General features: G+C 69.1%; 25 protein-coding genes. 18 read left to right on the top strand and 7 right to left on the bottom strand.

The window, feature by feature from the left end; genetic code table 11:
• Positions 1–162: 162 nt before the first annotated feature.
• From AC1RTC_RS07075 to AC1RTC_RS07025, 11 genes are all read left to right on the top strand, one after another.
• Complete coding sequence (locus AC1RTC_RS07075) at positions 163–1,626, top strand: aldehyde dehydrogenase (protein ID WP_493154772.1); 1,464 nt, start codon at positions 163–165, stop codon at positions 1,624–1,626.
• A gap of 5 nt (positions 1,627–1,631) precedes the next feature.
• Complete coding sequence (locus tag AC1RTC_RS07070; RefSeq protein ID WP_493154771.1) at positions 1,632–2,546, top strand: DODA-type extradiol aromatic ring-opening family dioxygenase; 915 nt, start codon at positions 1,632–1,634, stop codon at positions 2,544–2,546.
• Entirely contained in the window at positions 2,543–3,430 is an 888-nt protein-coding gene (locus AC1RTC_RS07065) for a fumarylacetoacetate hydrolase family protein (protein ID WP_493154770.1), read from the top strand. Before AC1RTC_RS07070 ends, AC1RTC_RS07065 begins: the two co-directional genes overlap by 4 nt.
• The gene (locus tag AC1RTC_RS07060; protein WP_493154769.1) at positions 3,427–3,621 is read left to right on the top strand and encodes a ferredoxin; all 195 of its coding nucleotides are present in this window, start codon (positions 3,427–3,429) and stop codon (positions 3,619–3,621) included. Before AC1RTC_RS07065 ends, AC1RTC_RS07060 begins: the two co-directional genes overlap by 4 nt.
• A complete protein-coding gene (locus AC1RTC_RS07055) occupies positions 3,618–4,751 on the top strand; it encodes an NAD(P)/FAD-dependent oxidoreductase (RefSeq protein WP_493154768.1) in 1,134 nt (377 codons plus the stop codon). The genes AC1RTC_RS07060 and AC1RTC_RS07055 overlap by 4 nt, the downstream gene beginning before the upstream one ends.
• A 164-nt stretch (positions 4,752–4,915) precedes the next feature.
• Positions 4,916–5,707, top strand: a complete 792-nt coding sequence (locus AC1RTC_RS07050; RefSeq protein ID WP_493154767.1) for a carbon-nitrogen hydrolase family protein — start codon at positions 4,916–4,918, stop codon at positions 5,705–5,707.
• Positions 5,708–5,784: 77 nt separating this feature from the next.
• A complete protein-coding gene (locus AC1RTC_RS07045; protein ID WP_493154766.1) occupies positions 5,785–6,792 on the top strand; it encodes a PIG-L deacetylase family protein in 1,008 nt (335 codons plus the stop codon).
• Between the two features lie 32 nt (positions 6,793–6,824).
• Positions 6,825–7,199 (top strand): response regulator, encoded by a 375-nt coding sequence (locus tag AC1RTC_RS07040; protein WP_493154765.1) that lies wholly within the window; start codon positions 6,825–6,827, stop codon positions 7,197–7,199.
• On the top strand, positions 7,196–7,570 hold the full coding sequence (locus AC1RTC_RS07035; protein WP_493154764.1) for a response regulator transcription factor: 375 nt from the start codon (positions 7,196–7,198) through the stop codon (positions 7,568–7,570). The genes AC1RTC_RS07040 and AC1RTC_RS07035 overlap by 4 nt, the downstream gene beginning before the upstream one ends.
• Entirely contained in the window at positions 7,567–9,327 is a 1,761-nt protein-coding gene (locus AC1RTC_RS07030) for a sensor histidine kinase (RefSeq protein WP_493154763.1), read from the top strand. Before AC1RTC_RS07035 ends, AC1RTC_RS07030 begins: the two co-directional genes overlap by 4 nt.
• 55 nt (positions 9,328–9,382) lie before the next feature.
• Positions 9,383–10,402 (top strand): LacI family DNA-binding transcriptional regulator, encoded by a 1,020-nt coding sequence (locus tag AC1RTC_RS07025; RefSeq protein ID WP_493154762.1) that lies wholly within the window; start codon positions 9,383–9,385, stop codon positions 10,400–10,402.
• A gap of 8 nt (positions 10,403–10,410) precedes the next feature.
• Here the strand turns inward: AC1RTC_RS07025 and AC1RTC_RS07020 are convergent, their stop codons facing one another.
• Positions 10,411–11,559 carry an adenosylhomocysteinase gene (locus AC1RTC_RS07020; RefSeq protein ID WP_493154761.1) on the bottom strand — a complete coding sequence of 383 codons (1,149 nt, stop codon included), beginning with the start codon at positions 11,557–11,559 and terminating at the stop codon, positions 10,411–10,413.
• A gap of 44 nt (positions 11,560–11,603) precedes the next feature.
• Positions 11,604–12,803, bottom strand: a complete 1,200-nt coding sequence (locus AC1RTC_RS07015; RefSeq protein ID WP_493154760.1) for an aminotransferase class I/II-fold pyridoxal phosphate-dependent enzyme — start codon at positions 12,801–12,803, stop codon at positions 11,604–11,606.
• A gap of 66 nt (positions 12,804–12,869) precedes the next feature.
• Here AC1RTC_RS07015 and AC1RTC_RS07010 point away from each other — a divergent pair, with 66 nt between their 5' ends.
• The 7 genes from AC1RTC_RS07010 to AC1RTC_RS06980 all read left to right on the top strand — a co-directional run bounded on the left by AC1RTC_RS07010 (position 12,870) and on the right by AC1RTC_RS06980 (position 19,796).
• Complete coding sequence (locus AC1RTC_RS07010) at positions 12,870–13,412, top strand: hypothetical protein (protein WP_493154759.1); 543 nt, start codon at positions 12,870–12,872, stop codon at positions 13,410–13,412.
• Positions 13,413–13,537: 125 nt separating this feature from the next.
• Complete coding sequence (locus tag AC1RTC_RS07005; protein WP_493154758.1) at positions 13,538–14,161, top strand: PKD domain-containing protein; 624 nt, start codon at positions 13,538–13,540, stop codon at positions 14,159–14,161.
• A gap of 213 nt (positions 14,162–14,374) precedes the next feature.
• Positions 14,375–15,727 (top strand): S1C family serine protease, encoded by a 1,353-nt coding sequence (locus AC1RTC_RS07000; protein WP_493154757.1) that lies wholly within the window; start codon positions 14,375–14,377, stop codon positions 15,725–15,727.
• A gap of 69 nt (positions 15,728–15,796) precedes the next feature.
• The gene (locus tag AC1RTC_RS06995) at positions 15,797–16,816 is read left to right on the top strand and encodes a glycosyltransferase family 2 protein (protein ID WP_493154756.1); all 1,020 of its coding nucleotides are present in this window, start codon (positions 15,797–15,799) and stop codon (positions 16,814–16,816) included.
• 4 nt (positions 16,817–16,820) lie between these two features.
• Positions 16,821–17,630, top strand: a complete 810-nt coding sequence (locus tag AC1RTC_RS06990; protein WP_493154755.1) for a CDP-alcohol phosphatidyltransferase family protein — start codon at positions 16,821–16,823, stop codon at positions 17,628–17,630.
• A 14-nt stretch (positions 17,631–17,644) separates the two neighbouring features.
• The gene (locus AC1RTC_RS06985; protein ID WP_493154754.1) at positions 17,645–18,493 is read left to right on the top strand and encodes a glycosyltransferase family 2 protein; all 849 of its coding nucleotides are present in this window, start codon (positions 17,645–17,647) and stop codon (positions 18,491–18,493) included.
• 7 nt (positions 18,494–18,500) lie between these two features.
• Positions 18,501–19,796 carry a CDP-glycerol glycerophosphotransferase family protein gene (locus AC1RTC_RS06980; protein ID WP_493154753.1) on the top strand — a complete coding sequence of 432 codons (1,296 nt, stop codon included), beginning with the start codon at positions 18,501–18,503 and terminating at the stop codon, positions 19,794–19,796.
• Position 19,797: 1 nt separating this feature from the next.
• On the opposite strand, the gene AC1RTC_RS06975 is transcribed toward AC1RTC_RS06980, so the two are convergent.
• The 5 genes from AC1RTC_RS06975 to AC1RTC_RS06955 are packed head-to-tail and all read right to left on the bottom strand — an operon-like array spanning position 19,798 to position 23,248.
• Positions 19,798–20,067, bottom strand: a complete 270-nt coding sequence (locus AC1RTC_RS06975) for a hypothetical protein (protein WP_493154752.1) — start codon at positions 20,065–20,067, stop codon at positions 19,798–19,800.
• A gap of 30 nt (positions 20,068–20,097) precedes the next feature.
• Complete coding sequence (locus AC1RTC_RS06970; protein WP_493154751.1) at positions 20,098–20,928, bottom strand: hypothetical protein; 831 nt, start codon at positions 20,926–20,928, stop codon at positions 20,098–20,100.
• Between the two features lie 41 nt (positions 20,929–20,969).
• The gene (locus AC1RTC_RS06965; protein ID WP_493154750.1) at positions 20,970–21,707 is read right to left on the bottom strand and encodes an ABC transporter ATP-binding protein; all 738 of its coding nucleotides are present in this window, start codon (positions 21,705–21,707) and stop codon (positions 20,970–20,972) included.
• A complete protein-coding gene (locus AC1RTC_RS06960; protein WP_493154749.1) occupies positions 21,707–22,504 on the bottom strand; it encodes an ABC transporter permease in 798 nt (265 codons plus the stop codon). The genes AC1RTC_RS06965 and AC1RTC_RS06960 overlap by 1 nt, the downstream gene beginning before the upstream one ends.
• Before the next feature lie 51 nt (positions 22,505–22,555).
• Entirely contained in the window at positions 22,556–23,248 is a 693-nt protein-coding gene (locus AC1RTC_RS06955) for a phosphocholine cytidylyltransferase family protein (protein ID WP_493154748.1), read from the bottom strand.
• Between the last annotated feature and the right edge of the window lie 29 nt (positions 23,249–23,277).

Raw genomic sequence — 23,277 nt, 5'->3', positions numbered from 1 at the left:
GTGGTGGGGCGGGCGCGGCGCAGGCAGTCGCGCGGGCGGGCGGCGGCGGGGCGGCAGCGCGGGCGGCGGCGGGGCGGCAGCGGAGCATCAGGGCTTGTCGTGCGGGATGCCCGCCGCTAAGGTCATTAGCATCCGAATGACTTAAGGGCGAGTGGGGATGCGATGACGACGATCGACGTTGCCGGCGTGGCCGTTGACACGCGCCACTACATCGGCGGCGCTCGGGTCGCCTCAGCCGACACGTACCGCAACACGAGCCCCATCGACGGGACCTTCCTCGGCGACATCGCGCGCGGCGGCGCCACGGAGGTCGATGCGGCGGTAGCGGCGGCGAAGGCCGCGTTCCCCGCGTGGGCGGCACTCGGCCCCGAGGGCCGCGGCACGATCCTGCACCGCATCGCCGACCTCGTGGAGCAGAACCTCGAGACCCTTGCCGCGATCGAGACCCTCGACAACGGCGGTCTTCTGCGCAGCAACCTCCGCGGCGTCATGCCGCGCGTCGCGCACAACCTCCGCTTCTTCGCCGACTACGCGATCAACGACCTGGGCCACCCCGACTTCGAGACCCGCGGTCACACGAACCACGTGAGCTGGGACCCGTCCGGTGTTGCCGCGCTCATCACGCCCTGGAACGCGCCGCTCATGCTCGCGACGTGGAAGATCGGCCCGGCGCTCGCCGCGGGCGACACCGTCGTGCTCAAGCCCGCGGAATGGACGCCCCTCACCGCGAGCTACTTCGCCGACCTGACGGCGGAGGCCGGACTGCCCGCCGGCGCCTTCAACGTCGTGCAGGGCTACGGGCGCGAAGCCGGGGCCGCACTGGTCGCGCATCCGGGGCTCAGCCGTATCTCGTTCACGGGATCGGTGCCCACCGCCAAGACCATCGCCCGCGCCGCCGCCGACAACCTCACGCCGTGCAGCTTCGAGCTCGGCGGCAAGAGCCCGTGCATCATTCTGGGCGACGCCGATCTCGAGCTCGCCGCGAGCCTCGCCGTGGAGCAGTACGACAACGCTGGCCAGGTGTGCCTGTCGGGCACGCGCATCCTGGTCCACGAGAGCATTGCCGACGCCTTCGCCGAGGCCTTCCGCGCGAAGGCCGAGACGCTCGTGCAGGGCGACCCGCGCGACCCCGCCACCGACATCGGCCCGCAGGTGCACGAGACGCACTTCGAGCGGGTCAAGGGCTTCGTCGACCGAGCCCGCGCCGAGGGCCAGGCCATCGTGATGGGCGGCGAGCCGAACGGCGACCTCGGCGGCCTCTACTTCCGGCCGACCCTCGTGCGCGACCCCTCGCCCGGCAGCGAGATCGTGACGCAGGAGGTCTTCGGGCCGGTGCTCACCATGCAGACCTTCTCCACCGACGACGAGGTCGTCGCGCTCGCCAACGGCACGGAGTTCGGCCTCGCCGCCGTGGTCGTCAGCGGCGACCGCGCGCACGCGGAGACCATCACCACCCAGCTCGTCGCGGGCACGATCTGGGTCAACTGCTTCTTCGTGCGCGACCTGCGCGCTCCGTTCGGCGGATCCCGAAAGTCGGGTGTCGGCCGGGAGGGCGGCACCTGGTCGTTCGATTTCTACGCGGACGTGAAGAACACTGTCGTATCGCCAAACGGATGGAAGGACTGAAACTCATGGGTGAAGTTGTCGGAGTGGGGCTCATCGCGCACGTGCCCACCATCATGCTGCCGAAGGAGACCCGGATGGAGCTCAACGAGGGCAAGGACTCCACGCTCGTCGAGGGCCTCGAGCGTCTCCGCAAGGACTACTTCGAGAACGACGACTACGACACCGTCATCGTCCTCGACAGCCACTGGGCCTCCACCGTCGAGTTCCTGATCACCTCGCAGGCGCGGCGCCACGGGCTGTTCACCTCCGAGGAACTGCCGCGCGGGATGCACGGGGTGCCGTTCGACTACCAGGGCGACCCCGAGCTCGCCGAGCTGATCGGGGAGCAGGCGGAGAAGAACGGAACCTGGATCACCCCGATCGACGACCCCGACCTCCCCGTCATGTACGCGACGATCAACCTCTGGAAGTACCTCGGCGAGGGCCTGCCCGACAAGAAGTGGGTGAGCGTGAGCGTCTGCCAGACGGCGACCGACGAGGACTTCCTCCGCGCCGGCCGCGCCATCGGGGAGGCGATCGCGAAGAGCGACCGCCGCGTCATCCTGCTCGCCTCGGGCGCCCTGTCGCACACCTTCTTCAAGCTCCGCGAACTGCGCAAGCACGAGATGGCCGACCCGGCGCACATCTTCTCCGACGCCGCGCGCGAGGCCGACTACGAGCGGCTCGACTGGTTCGCCGCCGGCGACCACGCTCGGGTGCTCGAGACCATGCCGGCGTTTCACAAGGTCCGCCCCGAGGCGATGTTCGGCCACTGGCTGCTCACCATCGGCGCGATCGGCGAGGAGGCCTGCACCGCTCCCGGCATCCAGTACAGCGACTACGAGAACTCGATCGGCACCGGCCAGGTGCACGTCTGGTTCCCGAAGCCCGAGGGCGGCTTCCCGCCCGCGAAGAACCTCGTGCTGAGCCGCGATGTGTGAGCACCGTGCCTGAGTACCGCCGCATCCTGCTCGACGGTACCGCAGTCCAGGTCGAGCGGCACGGTGACGTGCTCGTCGCCGGCGACGGCCGGGAGGTGGGCGTCGAGGATGCCCGTCACCTGCCGCCGAGCATCCCTCGCAGCATTATCGCGGTGCATCTCAACTACGCGAGCCGCACCGAGGAGTTCATGACGAGGCTCCCGGCCGCGCCCACGTACTTCCAGAAGCCGGTGACGGCGCTCAACAGCCACGACGGCGCCGTGGTGCGGCCGCAGGGCTGCAAGTGGCTCAACTTCGAGGGCGAGATCGTGATCGTCATCGGCCACACGACGCGCAACATCTCGCCCGACCAGGCGGGCGACTACATCGCGGGCTACTCGATCGGCAACGACTTCGGGCTGCACGACTTCCGCGACACCGACGCGGGCTCGATGCTGCGGGTGAAGGGCAGCGACACGCTCGCCCCCGTCGGGCCGGGCCTCGTGACCGACTGGGACTTCCGCGGCAAGCAGCTGCGCACCATCGTCAACGGCGAGGTGAGACAGGACGACAACACCGACAACATGGAGTGGGACATGCACTACCTCGTCGCCGACATCGCCCGCACGATCACTCTGCAGCCGGGGGACCTCCTCTTCTCGGGCACCCCGGCGTACTCCCGGCCCGTCGAGCCCGGGGACGTCGTCGAGGTCGAGGTGGAGGGGCTCGGCACCCTGCGCAACCACGTCGTCACCGGGCCCACGCCGATCCGCGCCGATGTGGGCGCACAGCCGACCGAGAGCGAAGAGGTAGTCTCGACGGCGCTCGGGGGCGACTGGGAGTTCCGCGGCATCCGCACCCCCTCGAAAGACCTGTACCCGTCAACAGTGAAGGAAGAGCAATGACGCTCAAGATCGACGTCGACATGAGCCTGTGCCAGCACTACGGCCAGTGCGTGTTCGAGGCGCCGGAGGTGTTCGCCCTCAACGCGGACGACAAGCTCGAGTACCTCGCCGAGGCGGACGAGTCGCTGCGGTACAACGTGGAGAACGCCGTCGACGTGTGCCCCATGCAGGCGATCCGCATCGTCGAATGACCGACCCCGTACTCATCGTCGGCGCGGCGATGGGCGGACTCCGCACCGCGGAATCGCTTCGCCGCGCGGGCTACAGCGGGGGCATCCGGGTCATCGGCGACGAGCTGCACGCGCCCTACAACCGGCCGCCGCTGTCGAAGGACGTGCTCGCGACCGACGTGACCCACGAGGCCGTGGCCTTTCCCGCCCGCGCGGAGACTGCAGACGTCGAGTGGATGCTCGGCTCGCGCGCCGCGTCGGCCGACCTCTCCGCCCGCACGGTGACCACCGACGACGGGGCGGTCACCGGGTACTCCGCGCTCGTGATCGCGACCGGACTGCGCCCCCGCCGCCTCGACCCCCGCCACCACGCCATCCGCACCCTCGACGACGCGATGGCGCTGCGCGCCGAGCTCGTGCCGGGCGCGCGCGTGACGGTGATCGGCTCGGGCTTCCTCGGCTGCGAGCTCGCCGCGACCGCGACGAAGCTCGGCTGCACCGTGACGGTAGTGACACCGAGCCGCGAGCCGATGATCCGGCCGCTGGGGGAGATGCTCGCCGCCGAGCTGCGCCGCCGCCTCGAGCTCGACGGCGTGGTCTTCCGGCTCGAGAGCTCAGAACTGCCCGACGCCGACGTGGTCGTGGAGGCGATCGGCTCCGACTGCAACTCCGAGTGGCTCGCGGGCACCGGGCTCTACCTCAGCGACGGGGTCCTCGCCGACAACGCGCTGCGCGCCGTGACGCTGGAGGGCACCGCCCTCGACGAGGTGTACGTGGTGGGCGACATCGCTCGCTTCCCGAACCCGATGTTCGACGACGTTCCGCGGCGGGTGGAGCACTGGAACATCCCGACGGACACCGGCCGCCGCGCGGGCGCGGTGCTCGCGGCGGCCCTCGCGGGCGACGTGTCGACGGCCGCCGCCGTGCCGTTCGCCCCGATGCCCTCCTTCTGGTCCAACCAGTTCGACATCAAGCTGCAGGCGTACGGGCTGCCGGGCCTCGCCGACGACATCCGCATCCTCGAGGGCGACCTGACGGGGGAGGTCGCCGTCGGCTACTTCCGCGCGGGGCGCCTCGTCGGCGTGGTGGGCGTCGGCCTCAAAGCCGCACTGCTGCCGTACCGCCAGCAGATCGCGGCCAACGCGGGTTGAGTAGGCCGCCCGCGGCCGCGGCAGAGCGGGTTGAGTAGGCCGTCCGCGGCCGTATCGAAACCGTGTCGAAACCCGGTTTCGATACGCGCGCCAGAGCGCGCTACTCAACCCGCGGCCGTACCGAACCAGAGCGCGCTACTCAACCCGCGGCTACGCTCGTTCGTATGAGCCTGCTCGCCGTAGCCCAGTTCGTGCCCGGGGACGACCGCGACCGCAACCTCGCCGTCATCGAGGAGTTCGCGACCGAGGCGGCGCGCCGCGGTGCGACGCTCGTCGTGTTCCCCGAGTACTCGTCCTTCTTCGAGGCCGAGCTGGGCGATGCCTCGGTCGCCGCCGCCGAGGAGCGCGACGGGCCCTTCGTGACCGGGCTCGCGGCGATCGCGACGAGCCTGGGCATCCACCTCGTCGCGGGCATGCTGGAGCGCGCGGGCGAGAAGGCCTCGAACACCCTGGTCGCCGTCGACCCTGCCGGCGACGTGGTCGCCACCTACCGCAAGCTGCACCTGTACGACGCGTTCGGCCAGCGTGAGTCCGACCGCGTGCAGGCCGGAGTGATCGAGCCGCCGGAGACGTTCGGCTGGCAGGGCTTCACGGTCGGGATGCAGACCTGCTACGACATCCGCTTCCCCGAGGTCACCCGCCGCCTCGTCGATGCCGGGGCCGAGCTCGTGCTCGTGCCGGCCGAGTGGGTGCGCGGCCCGCTCAAGGAGCACCACTGGCGCGTGCTCGTCACGGCGCGGGCCATCGAGAACACCGTCTACGTCGCCGCGGCCGACCACGCCCCGCCGATCGGCGCGGGCAACAGCATGGTCGTGGACCCGATGGGCGTCGAGCTCGTCACCATCGGCGAGGAGTCCGCGATCGCGGTCGCCGACGTCACTCTGGAGCGCGTGGCATCCGTGCGACAGACGAACCCCGCTTTGGCGCTACGGCGTTTCGGGGTGCACCAGATCTAGGGGCACCACCTTGGGGGGATGTACCCCGATCGGTTGTGTCCGTACAGTGAGGGACATCTCATCCCAGGGGGGAACGGATGCCTGAACTGTTTAGAGTCGTCATCGTTGAAGACGACCCAGATGTCGCGCTGTATTCCAAGACGGTCTTGGAGAAGCGCGGCGATTGCGTGGTCATCACGCTCGCCGACCCGCGCCTTGCGGCGAACGCGGTCGCCGAGTTCCAGCCCGACGTGCTGCTCACCGACATCGAGATGCCCGGGATGTCGGGACTCGACCTCATCGCGCAGGTGCGGCAGATCATGCCGGGCCTGCCGGTCATCGTCATGACCGCCCACGCCTCCGTGGACTACGCCATCACGGCACTGCGGCACGACGCGAGCGAGTTCCTCACGAAGCCCGTCAGCTCGGCCGACCTCGTCAGCCACGTCACGCGCCTCGCCATCGCCGGTCGCCAGTCGGCGACGGCGGTGTCCTCGGCCGAGAGCGTGCTCGCGATCGGCGCCCACCCGGACGACGTCGAGTCCGGTGTCGCCGGGATCCTGGCCGCCCACCGCGCTGCGGGCGACAAGGTCACGATCCTCACCCTCTCCGCCGGCATGCGCGAGGGCGGCATCCAGCACGCCTGGAACGAGAGCTCGACCTCCGCCCAGATCATCGGCGCCGACCTGCTCCTCGAGGACGCGCTCGCCGGAGGCCACCCGAGCGGGCTGCCGCTCGTCGACATCATCCGCAAGATCATCAACGACGTCGGCGCCACCGTCGTCTACGTGCACAGCAAGAACGACGACAACCAGGACCACCGGGCCGTGCACGACGCGACGCTCATCGCGGCGTCGAAGGTCCGTACCGTCGCCTGCTACCAGGGCACCTCGTCCACTCCGGACTTCCGCCCCAACCGCTTCGTCTCCATCGACGGCTTCACCGATACCAAGCTCGCCATGCTCGGCGCGTTCGCGGTCGGCCAGGAGCGCCCCGCGTACCTCCAGCCCGACTTCGCACTCGCCACCGCCCGCGCCTGGTCGCGCTACGGCACCGGCTCGTACACCGAGGCGCTCGAGATCGTCCGCGACTCGGCTTCGGTCTAGGCGGCGATGACATGTACCAGGGAGAGCTTGTAATGGAGAAGTCCGCCATCGACCGGGTGCGGATTCTCGTCGTGGAAGACAGCGAGGACCAGGCAGGGCTGCTGCGCCGCTACTTCGAGAGGGCCGGATGCGACGTGACCGTCGTCTCCTCGGCCGAGCAGGCGATCACCGCCTACGAGCTGGAGCACCACGACCTCGCCGTCATCGACCTGCAGCTGCCGGGCATGGACGGCTGGCAGCTGGCCAGCAAGCTCAAGTCCGAGCGCCCGGCCTGCGCCATCGCGATCACCTCGGTGCTCGACGCCTCTGACTTCCCGATCGCCGACGCGACCCTGCCCAAGCCCTTCACCGGCGCGCAGGTGCTGCAGGTGCTGATGAACACCGTCCCCAGGTGGGTGGCGCTGTGAGTACCACGGTCATCGTCGCGGACGACGACCAGGACATCCGCAGCCTCGTCTCGATCGCGGTCGGCAAAGCCGGACTAGAGCTCCTCGCGAGCGTCGGTGACGGTGCCCGTGCCCTTGAGGCGATCCAGAAGCACCAGCCCGACCTCGCCATCCTCGACGTCTCCATGCCGGAGATGACCGGGCTCGAGGTGTGCCGTGCCGTGCGCGGCGACTCCTCCATCGGCGACGTCCGAATCCTCCTGCTCTCGGCATCCGTCGACGAGCAGTCCCAGTCCATCGGTATCGAGGCCGGTGCCGACTATTTTCTCGCCAAGCCGTTCAGCCCTCGTGAGCTGGCGGCCTGGCTCGCTGTGGGGAAGGAACCCCGATGAGTGACCTCCTCAACCGCATCAGCGAGCGACTGTCGAGCGACCTCGACCATCCCTCGCCCGCCGTCAAGCAGTCGGCGACCGCCATCGCGGTCGTCGCGGCAGCGGTGCTCACGCTCGTCGTGCCCGGCCTGGGCTTCTCGAACACCACCGTTGCTGTCGCGGGCATCGGCATCATCGCCTTCGCGACGCTGCTCTCGCTCGTGTTCACGCGCTCCGAGTACCTGGAGCGCTACGCCCTGCTCATCCCCGTGATCGACCTGTTCGGCCTCGGGGCATTCCGCGCCGGCACGGGCGGCACCGCGTCGCTGTGGGCCTCGCTCATCATCCTGCCCGTCGTGTGGCTCGCCGCGGCCGAGGGGCGCCGGTACATCGCCTATGCCGGGCTCGGGACATCCGTCGCCCTCATGATGCCGTTCCTGGTGTCGCTCAGCTGGCCCCAGACGCCCGGCGAGTGGCTGCGCGGCTTCTTCACCCCGCTCGTGTTCGCGGTCGCCGCCGCGATCGTCAACGAGCTCGCGCGGCAGAGCCGCAAGCAGCTGCGCGCGATCAAGGCGCTCGCCGAGGACAAGGAGCGGATGCTCCAGCGCACCGTCGAGTACGCCGCGCAGCTTCAGGAGTCCGAGGCCAAGTACCGCGCCTTCGACCGCATGTTCCGCGGGGTGTGGGCCGCCGTCACCGAGCAGTCGGTGATCGGCACAGACGCGACAGGCCTCGTGGATGCCTGGAACCCGGGTGCCACGAAGATCCTCGGCCCCTCGGCCGCCGATGCCGAGGACAAGCTCTACATCTACGACTTCCACCTCCCGGAGGAGCTCGAGGAGCGCGCTCGAGAGCTCAACTACCCGCCCGGCGAGACCGTGCTCAACCCCGGCTTCTCCGCGCTCGTCGAGACCGCCCGCCTCGGCCAGGCCGAGTCGCGCGAATGGACCTACCGCCGCAGCGACGGCAGCCTCGTGCCCGTGCAGCTCTCGGTCACGAAGCGCGTCGACGAGGAGGGCCGCACCCGCGGCTACCTGTTCGTGGCCTCCGACGTCACGCAGGCCCGTGAGGTCGCGCGCCTCAAGGACGAGTTCGTCGGACTCATCTCGCACGAGCTGCGCACCCCGCTCAGCTCGATCCTCGGCTACCTCGAGCTCATGCGCGACGACGAGGACAACCCGCTCTCCGAGGAGCACCTCCAGTACCTGGGCGTGGCCGAGCGCAACGCGCACCGGCTGCTGCGCCTCGTCGGGGACCTGCTCTTCACCGCTCAGGTCGAGTCGGGCAAGTTCCCGCTCGACTCGCGCATGGTGCCGCTCGAGTCCATCGTCACGGCAGCCATCGAGTCTGCACGGCCCGTCGCGGATACCGCGGGCATCCAGCTCGTCCAGAAATTGCCCGACGGCCCGGCCGTGGTGCACGGTGACCCCGTGCGCCTCGGTCAGGCTGTGGACAACCTCATCTCGAACGCCGTCAAGTTCACACCGCGGGGCGGAACGGTCACCCTCGCGCTCGAGGTGACCGGCGACAAGGCCGTCATCACGGTGCGCGATACCGGCATGGGCATCGCGGCCTCGGAGCTCGACAAGCTGTTCTCCCGCTTCTTCCGCGCGTCGACGGCTACTCGCAACGCGGTTCCCGGCGTGGGCCTGGGCCTGACGATCACGAAGGCGATCGTCACGGCGCACCACGGCGAGATGGGCGTCGAGAGCGAAGAGGGCGTCGGCACGTGCTTCAGCATGACGCTGCCCCTGAGCGCGGTCGGCGCCGCCGTCTAGCCCTGCCGTGCACAGGGTGCACAGACCGGTCGAGTCTTCGTGAGAGCATGTCACCATGTCCCCTGAGCTGACCCGTCGCGCCACCGCGCGCGATGTCGCACAGCTCGCGGAGGTGTCGGTGGCCACCGTGTCGCTCGTCGCCAACGGGAAGTCCGCGGGGAGGGTCACCCCGGAGACGGAGCGCCGCGTCCGGGAGGCGATCGCGCAGCTCGACTACCGGGTGAACACGACAGCCAGCGCCCTCGCGCAGGGCAGGCGCGACACGGTCGCGTTCGTGTCGCCCGACCCGGCGAACCCGTTCTTCGCGATGGTGCTCGACGGGCTGGTCTCCGCGCTCAACGACACGCTGTCGCTCACGATCCTGTGGCCCCGGCGCGGGGACGACTACGACCCCTCCACAGTGCAGCGCGCACTCGCGGGGGATCTCGCGGGGCTTGTGCTCGCGCATCCCGACAGCACTCTTCTCGACAGCATCTCGCCCACCTGCCCGACGATCCTGCTCGACTCCGGGCAGACCCGCGCGGGCATGTCGAGCATGGAGCTCGATGTGGAGGCAGCGGGCATCGCGCTCGCCGACCATCTGGTCGGTCTCGGGCACCGCAGCGTCGCCTACGTCGGCGTCGGCAGGGACAAGCCGACCCTGCACCACCGGCGCGACGCCCTGCACGACCAGCTGCTGGCGCGCGGTGCCGAGTTGAGCGTGCCCGACCTCGCGGTCTCCCGGATGACCACGCAGTCCGCCTTCGACCGTGCACTCGAGGCGCTGCCCCAGTGGGTGGACGCGGGTGTCACGGCGGTCGTGTGCGCCGACGACCTTCTCGCCTACGGAGTCCTCCAGGCTGCCGCCCGCCTCGGCATCTCGGTGCCGGGCAAGCTCTCCGTCGCGGGGTTCAACGACCTGCCGTACTCCGCGATGGTGACCCCGTCGCTCACGAGCGTCGACCTCTCCGCCCGGGAGCTCGGCGTGCGGGCGGGGCTCACTCTCAACGAGATGCTGCTGGGCGTCGAGCCGCCCGCGACCGAGATGCTCCGCGCGAGCGTCGTCGCGCGCGAGTCCACTGCCGTTGCGCGCTAGCCGTACTCCTAGCTCGCGACGAGGTCGAGGTAGGCGCTCGCGACAGCCTCGTCGATGAGCCGCGGAACCGGCACCACGATGTCGGACGCCGATGCGCGGCCGAGCGCGATCGCCTCGAGGCAGCGGGCCTGGAGCGCGAAGCCGAGGTCCATCGACTCGATCGAGTTGCCGAGCGGACGCGGCCCGGCGAGGTTGGCCATGTGGCCGCCCGTGGCGAGGTGGAGGCGGCGGCCGTCGCGGGTGTGCAGCGTCTGCAGGCCCTCGGTCGCGTCCGTGACCCGCTCCACGTCGGGGTGGCCCAGCAGCGCCGGCACGTCGATCTCGAGCGGGAAGTGGCCCGCGTTCATGAGCACGACGTCGTCCCTGAGGAGGGGGAGGTCCTCCGCGAGCAGGATGTCGCGGGCGCCGGTGACCGTGATGACGACGTCGGCACGGCGGAGCGCGGCATCCCGAGCGCTCACATCGAAGCCGTCGAGGCTCGCCTCCAGGCGCTTGACCGGATCGGTGTCGATGACCGTCACGAGGCCGTAGGCGTTGCGGAAGTTCGCCGCGACGCCCTGCCCGCAGGAGCCGTAGCCGAAGACGACGATGTGCTTGCCGCCGGTGGAGCGGTTCGTCAGTCGCAGGTAGCTCTCGAGCACGCTCTGCCCGACGGCGTGCCGGTTCTCGGCGAACTGCTTGATCGGGCTGTCGTTGATCACGAGGATCGGCACCTTCAGCTCGTCGCGCAGGGGAGCGAGGCGGACGCGGCCGGAGGTGGTCTCCTCGGTGCCCCCGAGCAGCCCCGCCCACGGCCTCTCGAGGTAGCGGGCGAACAGGTCGCCGCCGTTGTCGAGCAGGAGGTCGGGCTCGGTGGCGATGAGCTCGCGGAGGTCGCGGTCGTGCTGGGCGGGATCGCTCGTGGGGCCGCCGATGACGTCGATGCCGTGGTCGCGGAGGTAGTCCACGGTCTCCTGCTGCGTGGTGTTGAGGTTGCCGGTCGCCACGATGCGCGCGCCGCCGCGGGCCAGCGTCATGATGAGCGCGGCGGTCTTCGGCTCGAGATGGATGCCCGTGCCGATGGTCAGCCCCGCGAACGGCTGGGTCGCGGCGAACTCTGCGGAGATGGCGGTGAGCAGTCGGCAGCTGTCGGCCACCCAGTCGATGCGTGAGGTCATACGGGGACACTAGGCCGCGCGCGGGGTCCTCGTCAAGCGCTTAACTACGGGCTTCGGAGCTCCGAGAGCTGGGCGGACGCACGCTCCAGCACGTCGAACCTCTTGCAGAACGCGAACCGCACGAGCGACTCGAACCCGGTCCGGCGGTCGGGGTGCACGAACGCGGTCACCGGCACGCCCACGACCCCGGCCAGGGCGGGGAGGGAGCGGCAGAACTCGGCGGCGTCCGAGACGCCCAGGGGCGCGGCATCCGCGATCACGAAGTAGCCCGCCTGCGGTCGGCTCATCGTGAAGCCGGCCGCGCCCAGACCTGCGCTCAGGATGTCGCGCTTCGCACGGAGGGTCGCGGCGGCCCCAGCGAAGTACTCGTCGGGCAGCCCCAGCCCCACGGCGATCGCCGGCTGGAACGGCGCGCCGTTGACGTAGGTGAGGAACTGCTTCACCGCCACGATGGCCTTCAGCAGTTCGGCGGGGGCGACGATCCAGCCGATCTTCCAGCCGGTCGTGCTGAAGGTCTTGCCCCCGCTCGAGATCGTGATCGTGCGGTCGAACGCCCCCGGCAGGCTCGAGATCGGGATGTGCTCGACGTCGAACGTGAGGTGCTCGTAGACCTCGTCGGTGACGATGAGGGCGTCGTGCTCGTGCGCGAGCTCGACCAGCAGCTCGAGCGTTTCGCGGGGGAGCACACTGCCTGTCGGATTGTGCGGCGAGTTGACGATGATGAGGCGGGTGCGGTCGGTGACGGCGGCGCGCAGGTCGTCGTGGTCGGGCTGGAAGTCGGGGGCCCGGAGCGGGACCGTCACGTGCGTCGCCTTCGCGTAGGCGATCATCGCACCGTAGGCGTCGTAGAAGGGCTCAAGGGTGACGACCTCGTCGCCCTCCTCGGTGAGGGCGAGGATCGTCGCGGCCAGGGCTTCGGTCGCCCCAGCGGTCACGAGCACGTTCGTGGCCGGGTTAGCCTGCACACCGTAGAAGCGGCGCTGGTGCTCGGCGACCGCCTCGCGCAGCACCGGCATGCCGAGGCCCGGCGGGTACTGGTTGACGCCGTCGGAGATGGCCCGGCGGGCCGCATCGAGCACCTCGGCCGGTCCGTCCTCGTCGGGGAACCCCTGCCCCAGGTTGATGGCGCCGGTCGACGCGGCGAGTGCCGACATCTCCGCGAAGATCGTCGGACGCAGCTCGTCGTCAGCCCCCAGCAGCATGGCGCCGCGTGCTGCACGCTCCCAAGACCCAGGCACACTCACGGCCCGAGCTTATGCCGTGTGGAAAACTTCCGGCGGCACGTCACGCCTCGCGGATACCTTCCCGGGATGCAGAAGATCTTTGTAGGGCTAGTAGCAGTGCTCTTGGTAGCCGGTATCGCGGGATGCACCGGCCCCACTCGCGGCCGGATGCCGGTGCCCACGGCAAGTGCGACACCGGTGTTCGCGTCCGACGAGGAGGCGCTCGCGGCGGCGGAGGAGGCGTATGGGGCTTACTTGGCGGTTTCGGATTCGATATTCAGTGATGGTGGGGCGCGCCCCGAACGGCTCGAGGATGTGGCCACAGGCAAGTTTCTTGAGGCATCTATCTCAGGATTTGAGAAAGTAGAGGCCGAGGGTTGGCGGAGCACCGGACGCTCTGAAGTGCACTCCATCGAGCTACAACGGTTCGATCCGTCTAGCGACATTGAGATGGTCGTGGTCTTCCTCTGTGATGACGTTTCAGCAGTCGATGTTCTGGACTCCACGGGCCGGTCGGTCGTATCCCCGAATCGTCCCGACCGGACCCTCTTCGAGATCTCGTTCGATTTCGGGCCCGATCAGCGCCTTCTCGTGTCCAGCCGAGAGGTGTGGGGTGACGGCAAGTGCTAGTTCGTGCTGTGTTGGCGGCTGTTCTCGCGGTCTCGACCGTCGCCAGCGTTTCAGATGCGGCCGAGTGCACCGACGAGGTGAGAAGCACCACGGGATGTCCCACGGCAACTGTGGACTCCGAAGTGGTGACCCTCACAGTTTCCGACAACAACGGCGGCGGTACACCCGGCAACAACCCCACCCCCACCGACGCGGACCCGTTCGCCGACTGCGACAACCCCACATCGACGACCTGCATCCGCCCGTTCATCGGTACGGTCTCGTCGCCCGTCACCCTGTCCGACATCGCCGCGTTCCGCCCCAACCCCGCCGTCGACCACTCCCAGCCCAACGGCTGGACCGTCGTGGGGCTCGACACGAACTTCTATGCCACGGGCTCTCAGCACATCGTCGACGGCACACTCCTCGGCAAGCCGGCTTCGGTGCGGTTCACGCCCGTGCGGTGGCACTGGTCCTACGGTGACGGGACGGCGGCGAGCCATCCCGTGCCCGGAGGCACGTGGCGGTCGCTGGGCGTCCGTGAGTTCGACAGCAACCCGACCAGCCATGTCTACGAGCAGCGCGGCAGGTTCACGATCGACCTCGACGTGGACTTCGCCGCGGAGTACCGGTACGCGGGCGGTCCCTGGGTGCCGATCGCCGGGACGCTGACCATCCCTGCCAACCGGCTCACGATCAGCGTCGGGGACGCCACGACAGTTCTTGTCGAGCACGACTGCAGGCGAAATCCGGCCGGACCGGGCTGCTAGCTCACCGAGTTCGCCAAGGACGGCAGTGCGACTCGACGGGCACTGTCGAAAGTGGCGAACTCGGCGAGAGTTCGGGGCTCTCGGCCTCCCCGCCGACCCCCAAGAGGACCACCGGCGTACGCCCGGCAGAGCGTCGGCAGGCTCACAGCCCACCTAAATAGAATGTTCAGGTTGGCGATGAATGCTTGGCATCGCTTGGAAGGAGCATTCACTATGACCGACGCCCCCCAGAACCCGACGCCGGGTTCTACCGACAGCACAGAGTCCCTGGAGCAGACCCAGGCGAGGCTTACTGCGGAAGGAGGCGTTGAGACCGCACCTGCCACAGAGGAGGTGCACACCGGCGCATCCTTCAAGCGCAGCCCCGTCGTGGTCGGCGTTGTCGCCGCCCTCGCGGTTGGCGCGATCATCGGCGGCGTGTCCGGCGCAGGAGTCACCCTCTGGGCGACCTCCACCAGCGCGGGCAGCTCTCCCGTGATCGGCAGCGCGAACCCCACGACCATCACCGTCAACGACACGAAGAGCGCCACGCAGGTCACGGCCGTCGCGGCGAAGGCGATGCCGTCCGTCGTGACCATCAGTGTCACCGCCGCCTCCGCGGGCGGCACCGGCTCCGGCATCGTCCTCAGTAAGGACGGCTACATCCTGACGAACACGCACGTCGTCACCCTCGACGGCGCCGCCTCGGACGGCACGGTCAAGGTCACCACCAGCGACGGCCGGCTGTTCGACGCGAAAGTTGTCGGCACCGACCCGATCTCCGACCTCGCCGTTATCAAAGTCGACGGCGTGACCGACCTGCAGCCGGCGGAGTTCGCCGACTCCGGCAACCTCAACGTCGGCGACACCGCCATTGCGATCGGCGCGCCCCTCGGCCTCGCCGGCACCGTCACCGACGGCATCGTGAGCGCGCTCAACCGCAGCATTACTATCGCCTCGTCGGCGGTACCGGATGACACGAGCACCCAGGACAGCACGCCCGACCCGAACGGCAACTTCTTCAACTTCGACCTCCCGGGCCAGCCGCAGGCGCCCACGAGCTCGACCTCGACGATCTCGCTCTCGGTCATCCAGACGGATGCGGCGATCAACCCCGGCAACTCGGGCGGCGCGCTGCTCGACTCCGACGGCAAGGTCATCGGGGTCAACGTGGCCATCGCCTCGGCCGGCAGCTCCACGTCCGGCGGTCAGTCCGGCAGCATCGGCGTCGGGTTCGCCATCCCGGCGAACCTGGCACAGCGCGTCGCTAAGGAGATCATCGCCTCCGGCACCGCCACCCACGGCCTGCTCGGCGCCTCGGTCGCCGACGTCACCGAGGACACCAACCAGAAAGACCCGACAGTCGTCGGCGCCAGCATCATCAACGTCACCGACGGTGGCGCGGCGGCAGCGGCCGGTCTCAAGGCCGGTGACATCATCACGAAGTTCGACGGCCTGCCCATCACCGGCAAGACCGACCTCACCGCGCAGGTCCGCACGCTGGCGGCAGGTTCCAAGGCCACCGTTACCTACGTCCGCGACGGCAAGGCCTCGCAGGTGGATGTGACACTCGGCGAGCTCAAGTAGTCAGCAGGGGTCGGTCGAGCCTGCCTGTTGGTAGGCTCGCCCGACTACCAGCTCGACTCATTGGATCCCATGGCGAAGCAGCCCAACACCCTCCCCGGTGTTTCGTATGTCATGCCCGTCCTCAATGAGGTCGAGCACATCGAGGCTGCGGTCAACAGCCTGATCGATCAGGACTACGAGGGGCCGTTCGAGGTCATCCTCGCCCTGGGCCCGAGCGTCGACGGCACCAACGACGTGATCGCGGAGATGTCCCGGGCAGACCCGCGCATCCGCAGCATCCCGAACGAGCTCGGCTCGACGCCGGGTGGCCTGAATGTCGCGATCCGCGCATCCAGCAACCCGATCGTCGTGCGAGTGGATGCCCACTCCGTCCTCCCTCGCGACTACACCCGCATCGCGGTGCGCACCCTGCTAGAGACGGGCGCCGACAACGTCGGCGGGATCATGAAGGCCGAGGGCACCACCCCGTTCCAGAAGGCGGTCGCCCACGCCTACGGCTCGCCCGAGGGGCTCGGCGGCACCCAGCACCACGTCGGCGGCAAGGCGGGCCCGGCGGAGACCGCCTACTTGGGCGTGTTCCAGCGCAACCGCCTGGTCGAAGTCGGCCTGTTCGACGAGGGCATCAAGCGCGGCCAGGACTGGGAGCTCAACCGCCGCCTGCGCCAGACCGGCGGCACTGTCTGGTTCACGCCCGAGCTCACAGTCGTCTACCGGCCCCGCTCGAGCCTGCGCAAGCTCATCCGCCAGTTCGTCGCGACCGGCATCTGGCGCGGCGAACTCGCGCGGCGGTTCGGCTCCGGGCTGCGGTACTTCATCCCGCCGGTCGCCGTGCTCGGGATTCTCGTGACAGCGATCCTCGGAGTAGTAGGGCTGGCCACCGGGCCGGCCTGGCTCACGCTCGCGTTCGCGGTACCGGCCGTGTACGCGCTGCTCGTGATCGCGGCCTCCGTGAATGCCGCCCGCGAAGGACTCACCACGGGTCTCTGGTATCTCGTAGTGTTGCCGTGCATCCACTTCGGGTGGGGCATCGGCTTCGTTCTCGGTTTCCTGAAGCTGACCCGCAACATCACCGTGCACACGGGAAGGTGAGTCTGTGACCATCGACAGTCGTGGGACCCGACCCTCGAGCATCGCCGAACTTCGGTCGGTGAGCCAGCCGCCGGAGGTGCGCCAGCGAGCCAACGCCGAGCACTGGACGGCCTCGCTCTACCTGCGAAACCTCTCCCCGTACCTCACGTGGGCCCTGCTCAAGACGAGCATCAGCGCCAACGGCGTCACCGGGCTCATGATCGTCGTGGGCTGGTCGACTGCCGCCGCCCTGCTCATCCCCGGCATCGGTGGCGCCGCCCTCGCGCTGATCCTCGGCCAGCTTCAGATGCTGGTCGACTGCTCCGACGGCGAGGTCGCCCGCTGGCGGGGCACGAGCTCGCCGGCCGGCGTATTCCTCGACAAAGTGGGCCACTACACGACCGAGGCCCTCATCCCCATCGTCCTGGGCATTCGTGCCGCCGGCTGGCCCCTGGAGTTCCCGGGCGACTACGCCTGGACCACCGTAGGGTTCGCCCTCGCGCTCGTGATCGTGCTCAACAAGGCGCTCAACGACATGGTCCACGTCGCGCGGGCCAACGCCGGCCTGGCGAAGCTCAGCGACCGCAAGGGCGAGGCCGAGCCGAGCCAGGCGCTCGTCGCGCGCTTGCGCAGGGCTGCGAAGTTCGTGCCGTTCCACCGGCTGTACCACTCGGTCGAGCTCACGATCCTCGCCTTCGCCGCCGCGATCGTGGGGCTCTTCCTCCCGCCGCTGCTCGCCGACCGCATCCTGGTGCTCGCGCTGTTGCCGCTCGCCGTGCTGGCCCTGTTCGGCCACTTCGTCGCGATCATGGCGTCGAAGCGAGTGCGCTCCTGAATCACACAGTCGGCGTGGTCTCCCTCACGCAGGGGACGCGACCGGATGACCTCGCTCGCGGTCTCGCGAGCCTCGCCGCGCAGACCGGCGTGCGCCTCGACACCGTCGTGGTCGGCAACGCTTGGGCGCCGCAGGGCCTCCCCGCCGGAGTGCGCTCGGTGCACCTGCCCGAGAACGTCGGGATCCCCGCGGGCCGCAACGCCGGCGCCGAGGTGGTCGCGGGGGACTACGTCTTCTTCCTCGACGACGACGCGAGCATCCCGTCGCCCACGTTCCTTGCCGATGCGATAGCGAAGATCGAGGCCGACCCGACGATCGGCCTGCTGCAGCCCCGCGTCGTCGACCCCACCGGGGTGTCGAACCCGCGCCGCTGGATACCGCGCATCCGCAAGGGAGACCCCGAGCACTCGAGCAACGTCTTCTCCGTGTGGGAGGGTGCGACGCTGCTCCCGCGAGCGGTGTACGACGCGGCGGGAGGCTGGGGCGCGCCCTACTTCTACGCGCACGAGGGCATCGAGCTCGCGTGGCGGGTCTGGGATACCGGCCACCGCGTGCTGTACGCGGGCGATCTGGTGGCGAACCATCCCGCCATCGACCCGGCCCGTCACTCCTACTACTACCGGCTCAACGCCCGGAACCGGGTGTGGTTGGCGAAGCGGAATCTGCCATGGATACTCGTCCCCTTCTATGTCGGCAGCTGGACCGGCATCCAGCTGCTGAGGTCGATCCGGCGCCCGGCGGGGCTGCGCGCGTGGCTCGGCGGCTGGGTGGCGGGGTGGCGGGAGAAGCCCGGGGGACGACGACGCATCAAGTGGGTAACGGTGTGGCGCATGACGCGTGCGGGCCGTCCGCCGCTGGTTTGATGGACTAATGTCCCTGAGATCTGACATCGAGACCGCGCGCCGGCTGGTGCGCAACGTTCTCAACTCGCGCCGGAACAGGGCGGCGGTCGCGCGGCGCGCGTCCGAGCATCCCGCGCCCGAAGCCGGCTCGATCAAGATCGCCGTCTACTTCGCCGACACGAAGGTCAACCTGTACCAGGTGCGGCAGTGGTACGCGCCGCTCGCGGAGCTGAACTCGACCTGGCCGGTGGCGATCATCTCGCGGGCGCCCAGCACCGTGCTCGCGCTGTGGGACGAGGCTCCGGTCCCCGCGCTGTATCTGCGCAGCGTCGCCGACCTCGAGCGGTTCGTGCACACGCAGGACCTCCGCATCGTGTTCTACGTGAACCAGAACGCCAAGAACTTCCAGATGTTCCGCTACGGCCGCATGTGGCACGTTTTCATCAACCACGGTGAGAGCGACAAGATGTACATGACGACCAACCAGTTCAAGGCCTACGACTACAGCTTCGTGGCCGGGGATGCCGCGATCGACAGGCTGAGCCACAAGCTCTGGGACTTCGACATGAAGAAGCGGGCGATCAAGATCGGGCGGCCCCAGGCGGACCACCTCGATGGCGAGCTGCCCTACACCCCGGACCACCGCACCGTGGTTCTCTACGCCCCGACCTGGGAGGGCGACCGCGCCGCCGCGGCGTACGGGTCGATCGCCTCGCACGGCGTCGCGCTCACGGCCGCCCTGCTCGCCTCGCCCGACCACCGCCTCATCTACCGGCCGCACCCGCGCAGCGGCGTGGCCGACCCGGAGTACAAGGCCGCGAACGAGACCATCATCGCCGCGATCGCCCGAGCCAACGCGGCCGACCCCGGCGCCCAGCACATCTTCGACCAGGGCAGCGCGCTCGGGTGGCAGCTGGCCGCGGCCGATGTCGCGATCACCGACATCTCGGCGATGGTCTACGACCGGCTCGCGACCGGCAAGCCGCTACTGGTGGCGCGGCCGGTGGCGCCGGAGGCCGAGGTCGACGAGACCGGGTACCTCGGCGCGTGCGAGTGGCTGCCCGCCTCCGACGCGTCCGACATCGTGGCGGTCGCCGAGCGCGTGCTGCACGATGAGGAGGCACAGGAGCGCCTGCGGTTCTGGGTGGAGCGCCACTTCGGCAACACGACGCCCGGCGAGGCGACGCGGCGCTTCCGTGCAGCGATCTCCAAGCTCATGAAGGAGTGGGAGAAGCACGAGCGCCTGCACGTGGACGACGCGCGCGGCAGCGAGGGCGACCCGTTCGACGACGACGACGAGGACTCGACGCCCGGCGAGAGCTGACTTACAGGTCCGCGCGCCACAGGTACTCGACGGCGTTGGGCCGGAACCACCGCACAACCACCAGCGACGACGGCGTGCGGTACTGCGCGTCGATCGTCACCTCCAGCTCCTCGCCGGGCTGGAGCTTGACGGGGTTGTTCGCCGCAAGCGCGCTGGCACCGTGGATGATCACGGCGACACCGTGGACGGGCTCGTCGCCGTCGTTGCGTAGGCGGTAGGCGGGTGGCTGGCGGGTGAGCGTGAAGGGCACGCGGTAGGCATCCTCATACATATATGAAGAGTAGCGCCGACCCGCGACAGCTCACTCGGCGGGAGGCTCTACCGCCTTCGGGGCGCGCCGGGGGAGCGCGGGAACGCGCAGGCGCCTCGATCCGACCTCGCGGGCGGGGCGAGGTGCCTTCGGGGCTTTGGGAGCCTTGGGCTCTTTGGGGACGACCGCGAGCCACTCGGGGAAGGCGACGGGAGCGGGGCCGAACCCTTCGCGGGACGCGCGCACGATCTGGCGGCCGAGCAGGTGGTTGCCGCCGCCGCCGATCACGGCCCCGATGCCGAACGGGATGAGCCTGCCCACCACGTTCGTGCCCTGGGCCACCGCGAATTTCTTGAGGAACGTCCTCTTGAGGCGGTCGGCGATGGGGCCGACGATCGTGCGCGGCATGCTCTTGGTGATCATCTCGCCCCAGAACGCCGACCTGCCGCCGCCGCCCGCCGCCTGGCCCGCGAGCTGCTTGACGAGGTCGGTGCCGGCAGTGCCGAGCACCATCGTCATAACGAGGGCTCGCGCGCGGTCCGGGTCGTCCACGACGATGCCGTGCACCTCGGTCACCGACTGCGCGAAGAGCGCGCTCGCCTCGAGGAAGCCCGCGGTCTCGACGCCGGAGAGGGCGAGCGAGGCGCCCGTGCCGATCGCGGGAACCACTGCACTGGCCCCGACCAGGGCGCCGCCGGTGGTGACCGCCGCGAGGTAGCGGCGCTCCAGAGTGCGGATGATCTCCTCCGGGGTCGCGTTCGGGCGCCCGCGCCGGATGCCCCGGATGTGGGCGAGCACGACAGGGCGCTGCACGGTCAGCACGCGGTCGATTCCGCGCACCACCATGGGGTTGGAGACCTCGATCTCGCGGGACTTGGCCATGCGTCAACCGTAGCCGACAGGCCCGATCTGGATCTGGGGGTTCAGTTTCCGTAGTCGGCGTTGTAGCGGTCGAGCACGTCGTCGATCGGGGCATCGAGCACGAGCGCCCCCTTGTCGAGATAGAGGCCGCGCGTGCAGAAGCGGCGGAGGTCCTTCTCGTTGTGCGACACGAAGAAGAGGGTGCGGCCGCCGGCGAGCAATTCCTCGATGCGCGTGTAGCACTTCTCGCGGAAACCCTTGTCGCCCACGGCGAGCACTTCGTCGACGAGGATGATGGGCTCCTCGAGCCTGGAGATGACCGCGAAGGCGATCCTCACCTTCATCCCGCTCGAGAGGTGCTTGTACGGGGTGTCGAGGAAGTCGCCGATCTCGGCGAACGAGATGATCTCGTCGAACTGCGCGGTGATCTCCGCCTTGGTCATGCCGTGCAGGCCCGCGGTGAGGAACACGTTCTCCCGCACGGTCAGGTCGTCGACGAAGCCGCCCGTGATCTCGATGAGCGGTGCCACGCCGCCGTGCACGGTCACCGTGCCCTCGTCGGGCAGGATCACCTCTGCGACCAGCTTGAGGAGCGTGGACTTGCCCTGGCCGTTGCGCCCCACGACGCCGATCGCCTCGCCCTGCTGCACGTCGAAGCTCACGTCGCGCAGCGCCCAGAACTCGTTGGCGCGTGCCCTCCGTTTGCGCCCGGCGAACAGGTCTTTGAAGCTGCGCCGCGAGCGGCGGTTCCGCTTGAACCGGATGCCCGCCTCCTGCACCCGGATGACCGGCGCTGCCATCAGATCTCCTTCAGCACGGCGCGCTCGGTACGGGTGAAGACGAGGATGCCGATCACGAAGATCACGACGGTCATGCCGCCGCCGATGCCGATGGCGAGCAGATCGAGCTGCTCGGGGAAGAACGCTGCGCGGTACATCGAGAGGATGCCCGTGAGCGGGTTGAAGCTGGCGAGCAGGTGGAGGCTCTTCGGCAGGTCGGTGACGCCGTAGATGATCGGGCTCGCGTAGAACAGGAAGCGCAGCGCGAGCTTGGTCGCCCGCTCGAGGTCGCGGAAGAAGATGACGAGCGGCGCGACGATGAGCCCGACGCCCACGGTCAGCACGGCCTGCATCACGATCGCGAGCAGGAAGTACACGGCCTCCCAGTTCAGCGTCGCGCCCGCGAAGATCGCGAAGATCGCCAGGACGGGCAGGCTCGCGATGAACTCGATGCCCTTGGAGAGCACCAGCCTGACCACCCAGATCGTGCGCGGGATCTTGGTGGAGCGGATGAGCTTCGCCTCACGGATGTAGGCGCGCGTCGAGTCGGAGACGGCGCCGTTGAACCACATCCAGGGGAGCAGCGCGGTGAGCAGGAAGACGATGTACGGCTCGTTGCCCACCCCGCGGTGGAAGACCTGGGTGAAGACGAACCAGTAGATGCCCGCCATGACGAGCGGATCCAGGATCGACCAGAAGTAGCCGAGAGCCGAGGTCGAGTAGCGCACGCGCAGATCGCGTACGGTCAGCAGCCACAGGGACCGCCGATAGCGGTCGAAGGGCGAGCGCGGGGGGCGCACTACATCGATCGCGGACACGCGCTCTATCGTATGGTCTCGCGCTCGTCGCGACCGCGATTGGGCCTCGGGCTAGACGAAGAGGTTCGCGCGCTCGAGATCCTCGGCGAAGTCGATCTCCACCGCGTACAGGTCGGAGATGTCGACGGGCTCGATGCGGATCTTGTCCTGCTCGATCGCGAGCTCGATGCCGCGCTCGAAGTAGTCCTGGTCGCCGACGCGCTTGAGCTGGCGCAGGAGCACGGCCTTGTCGTCGCGTGAGATGTAGTTGATGCCCACTGCCTCGCCGAGGCCGCCGACGACGGTCTTCGAGAGCTCCTTGATGTAGCCCTCGGCGTCGGTCGTGTACTTGACCTCTTCGTCAGACACCTTGGCGGTGTTGACGGAGACGAAGGACTGGTCGCGGGCGACCATCTTGGCAGCGCGCTCCAGGGCGGTCGGGTCGAAGACCACGTCGCCGTTCATCCACAGCACGCCGCCGGGGGCTGACGCCTGAAGGGCGCGCATGAGGCTCTTGGACGTGTTGGTCTGGTCGTACTGCTCGTTGTAGACGAACGAGGCCTCGGGGAACGCCTCGATGATGTGCTCGAGCTTGTAGCCGACGACGATGGTGACCTGCGCGTTGTTGCCGAACGCGTGGTGGATGTTGTCGAACTGCTGCTTCATGATCGTGCGGCCGTCCGAGAGCTCGGTGAGGGGCTTCGGAAGGGTGCGGCCGAGGCGGCTGCCCATTCCGGCGGCGAGGATTACGATCTGCGTGGTCACGAGTGGACTCCCTGGTTGTGTCAGGTCCC

The sequence above is a fragment of the Rhodoglobus sp. GW821-FHT12B09 genome, assembly GCF_058809925.1.
The sequence above is the reverse complement of the archived record's forward strand: the minus strand, read 5'-3'. Positions and strand labels throughout refer to the sequence as shown.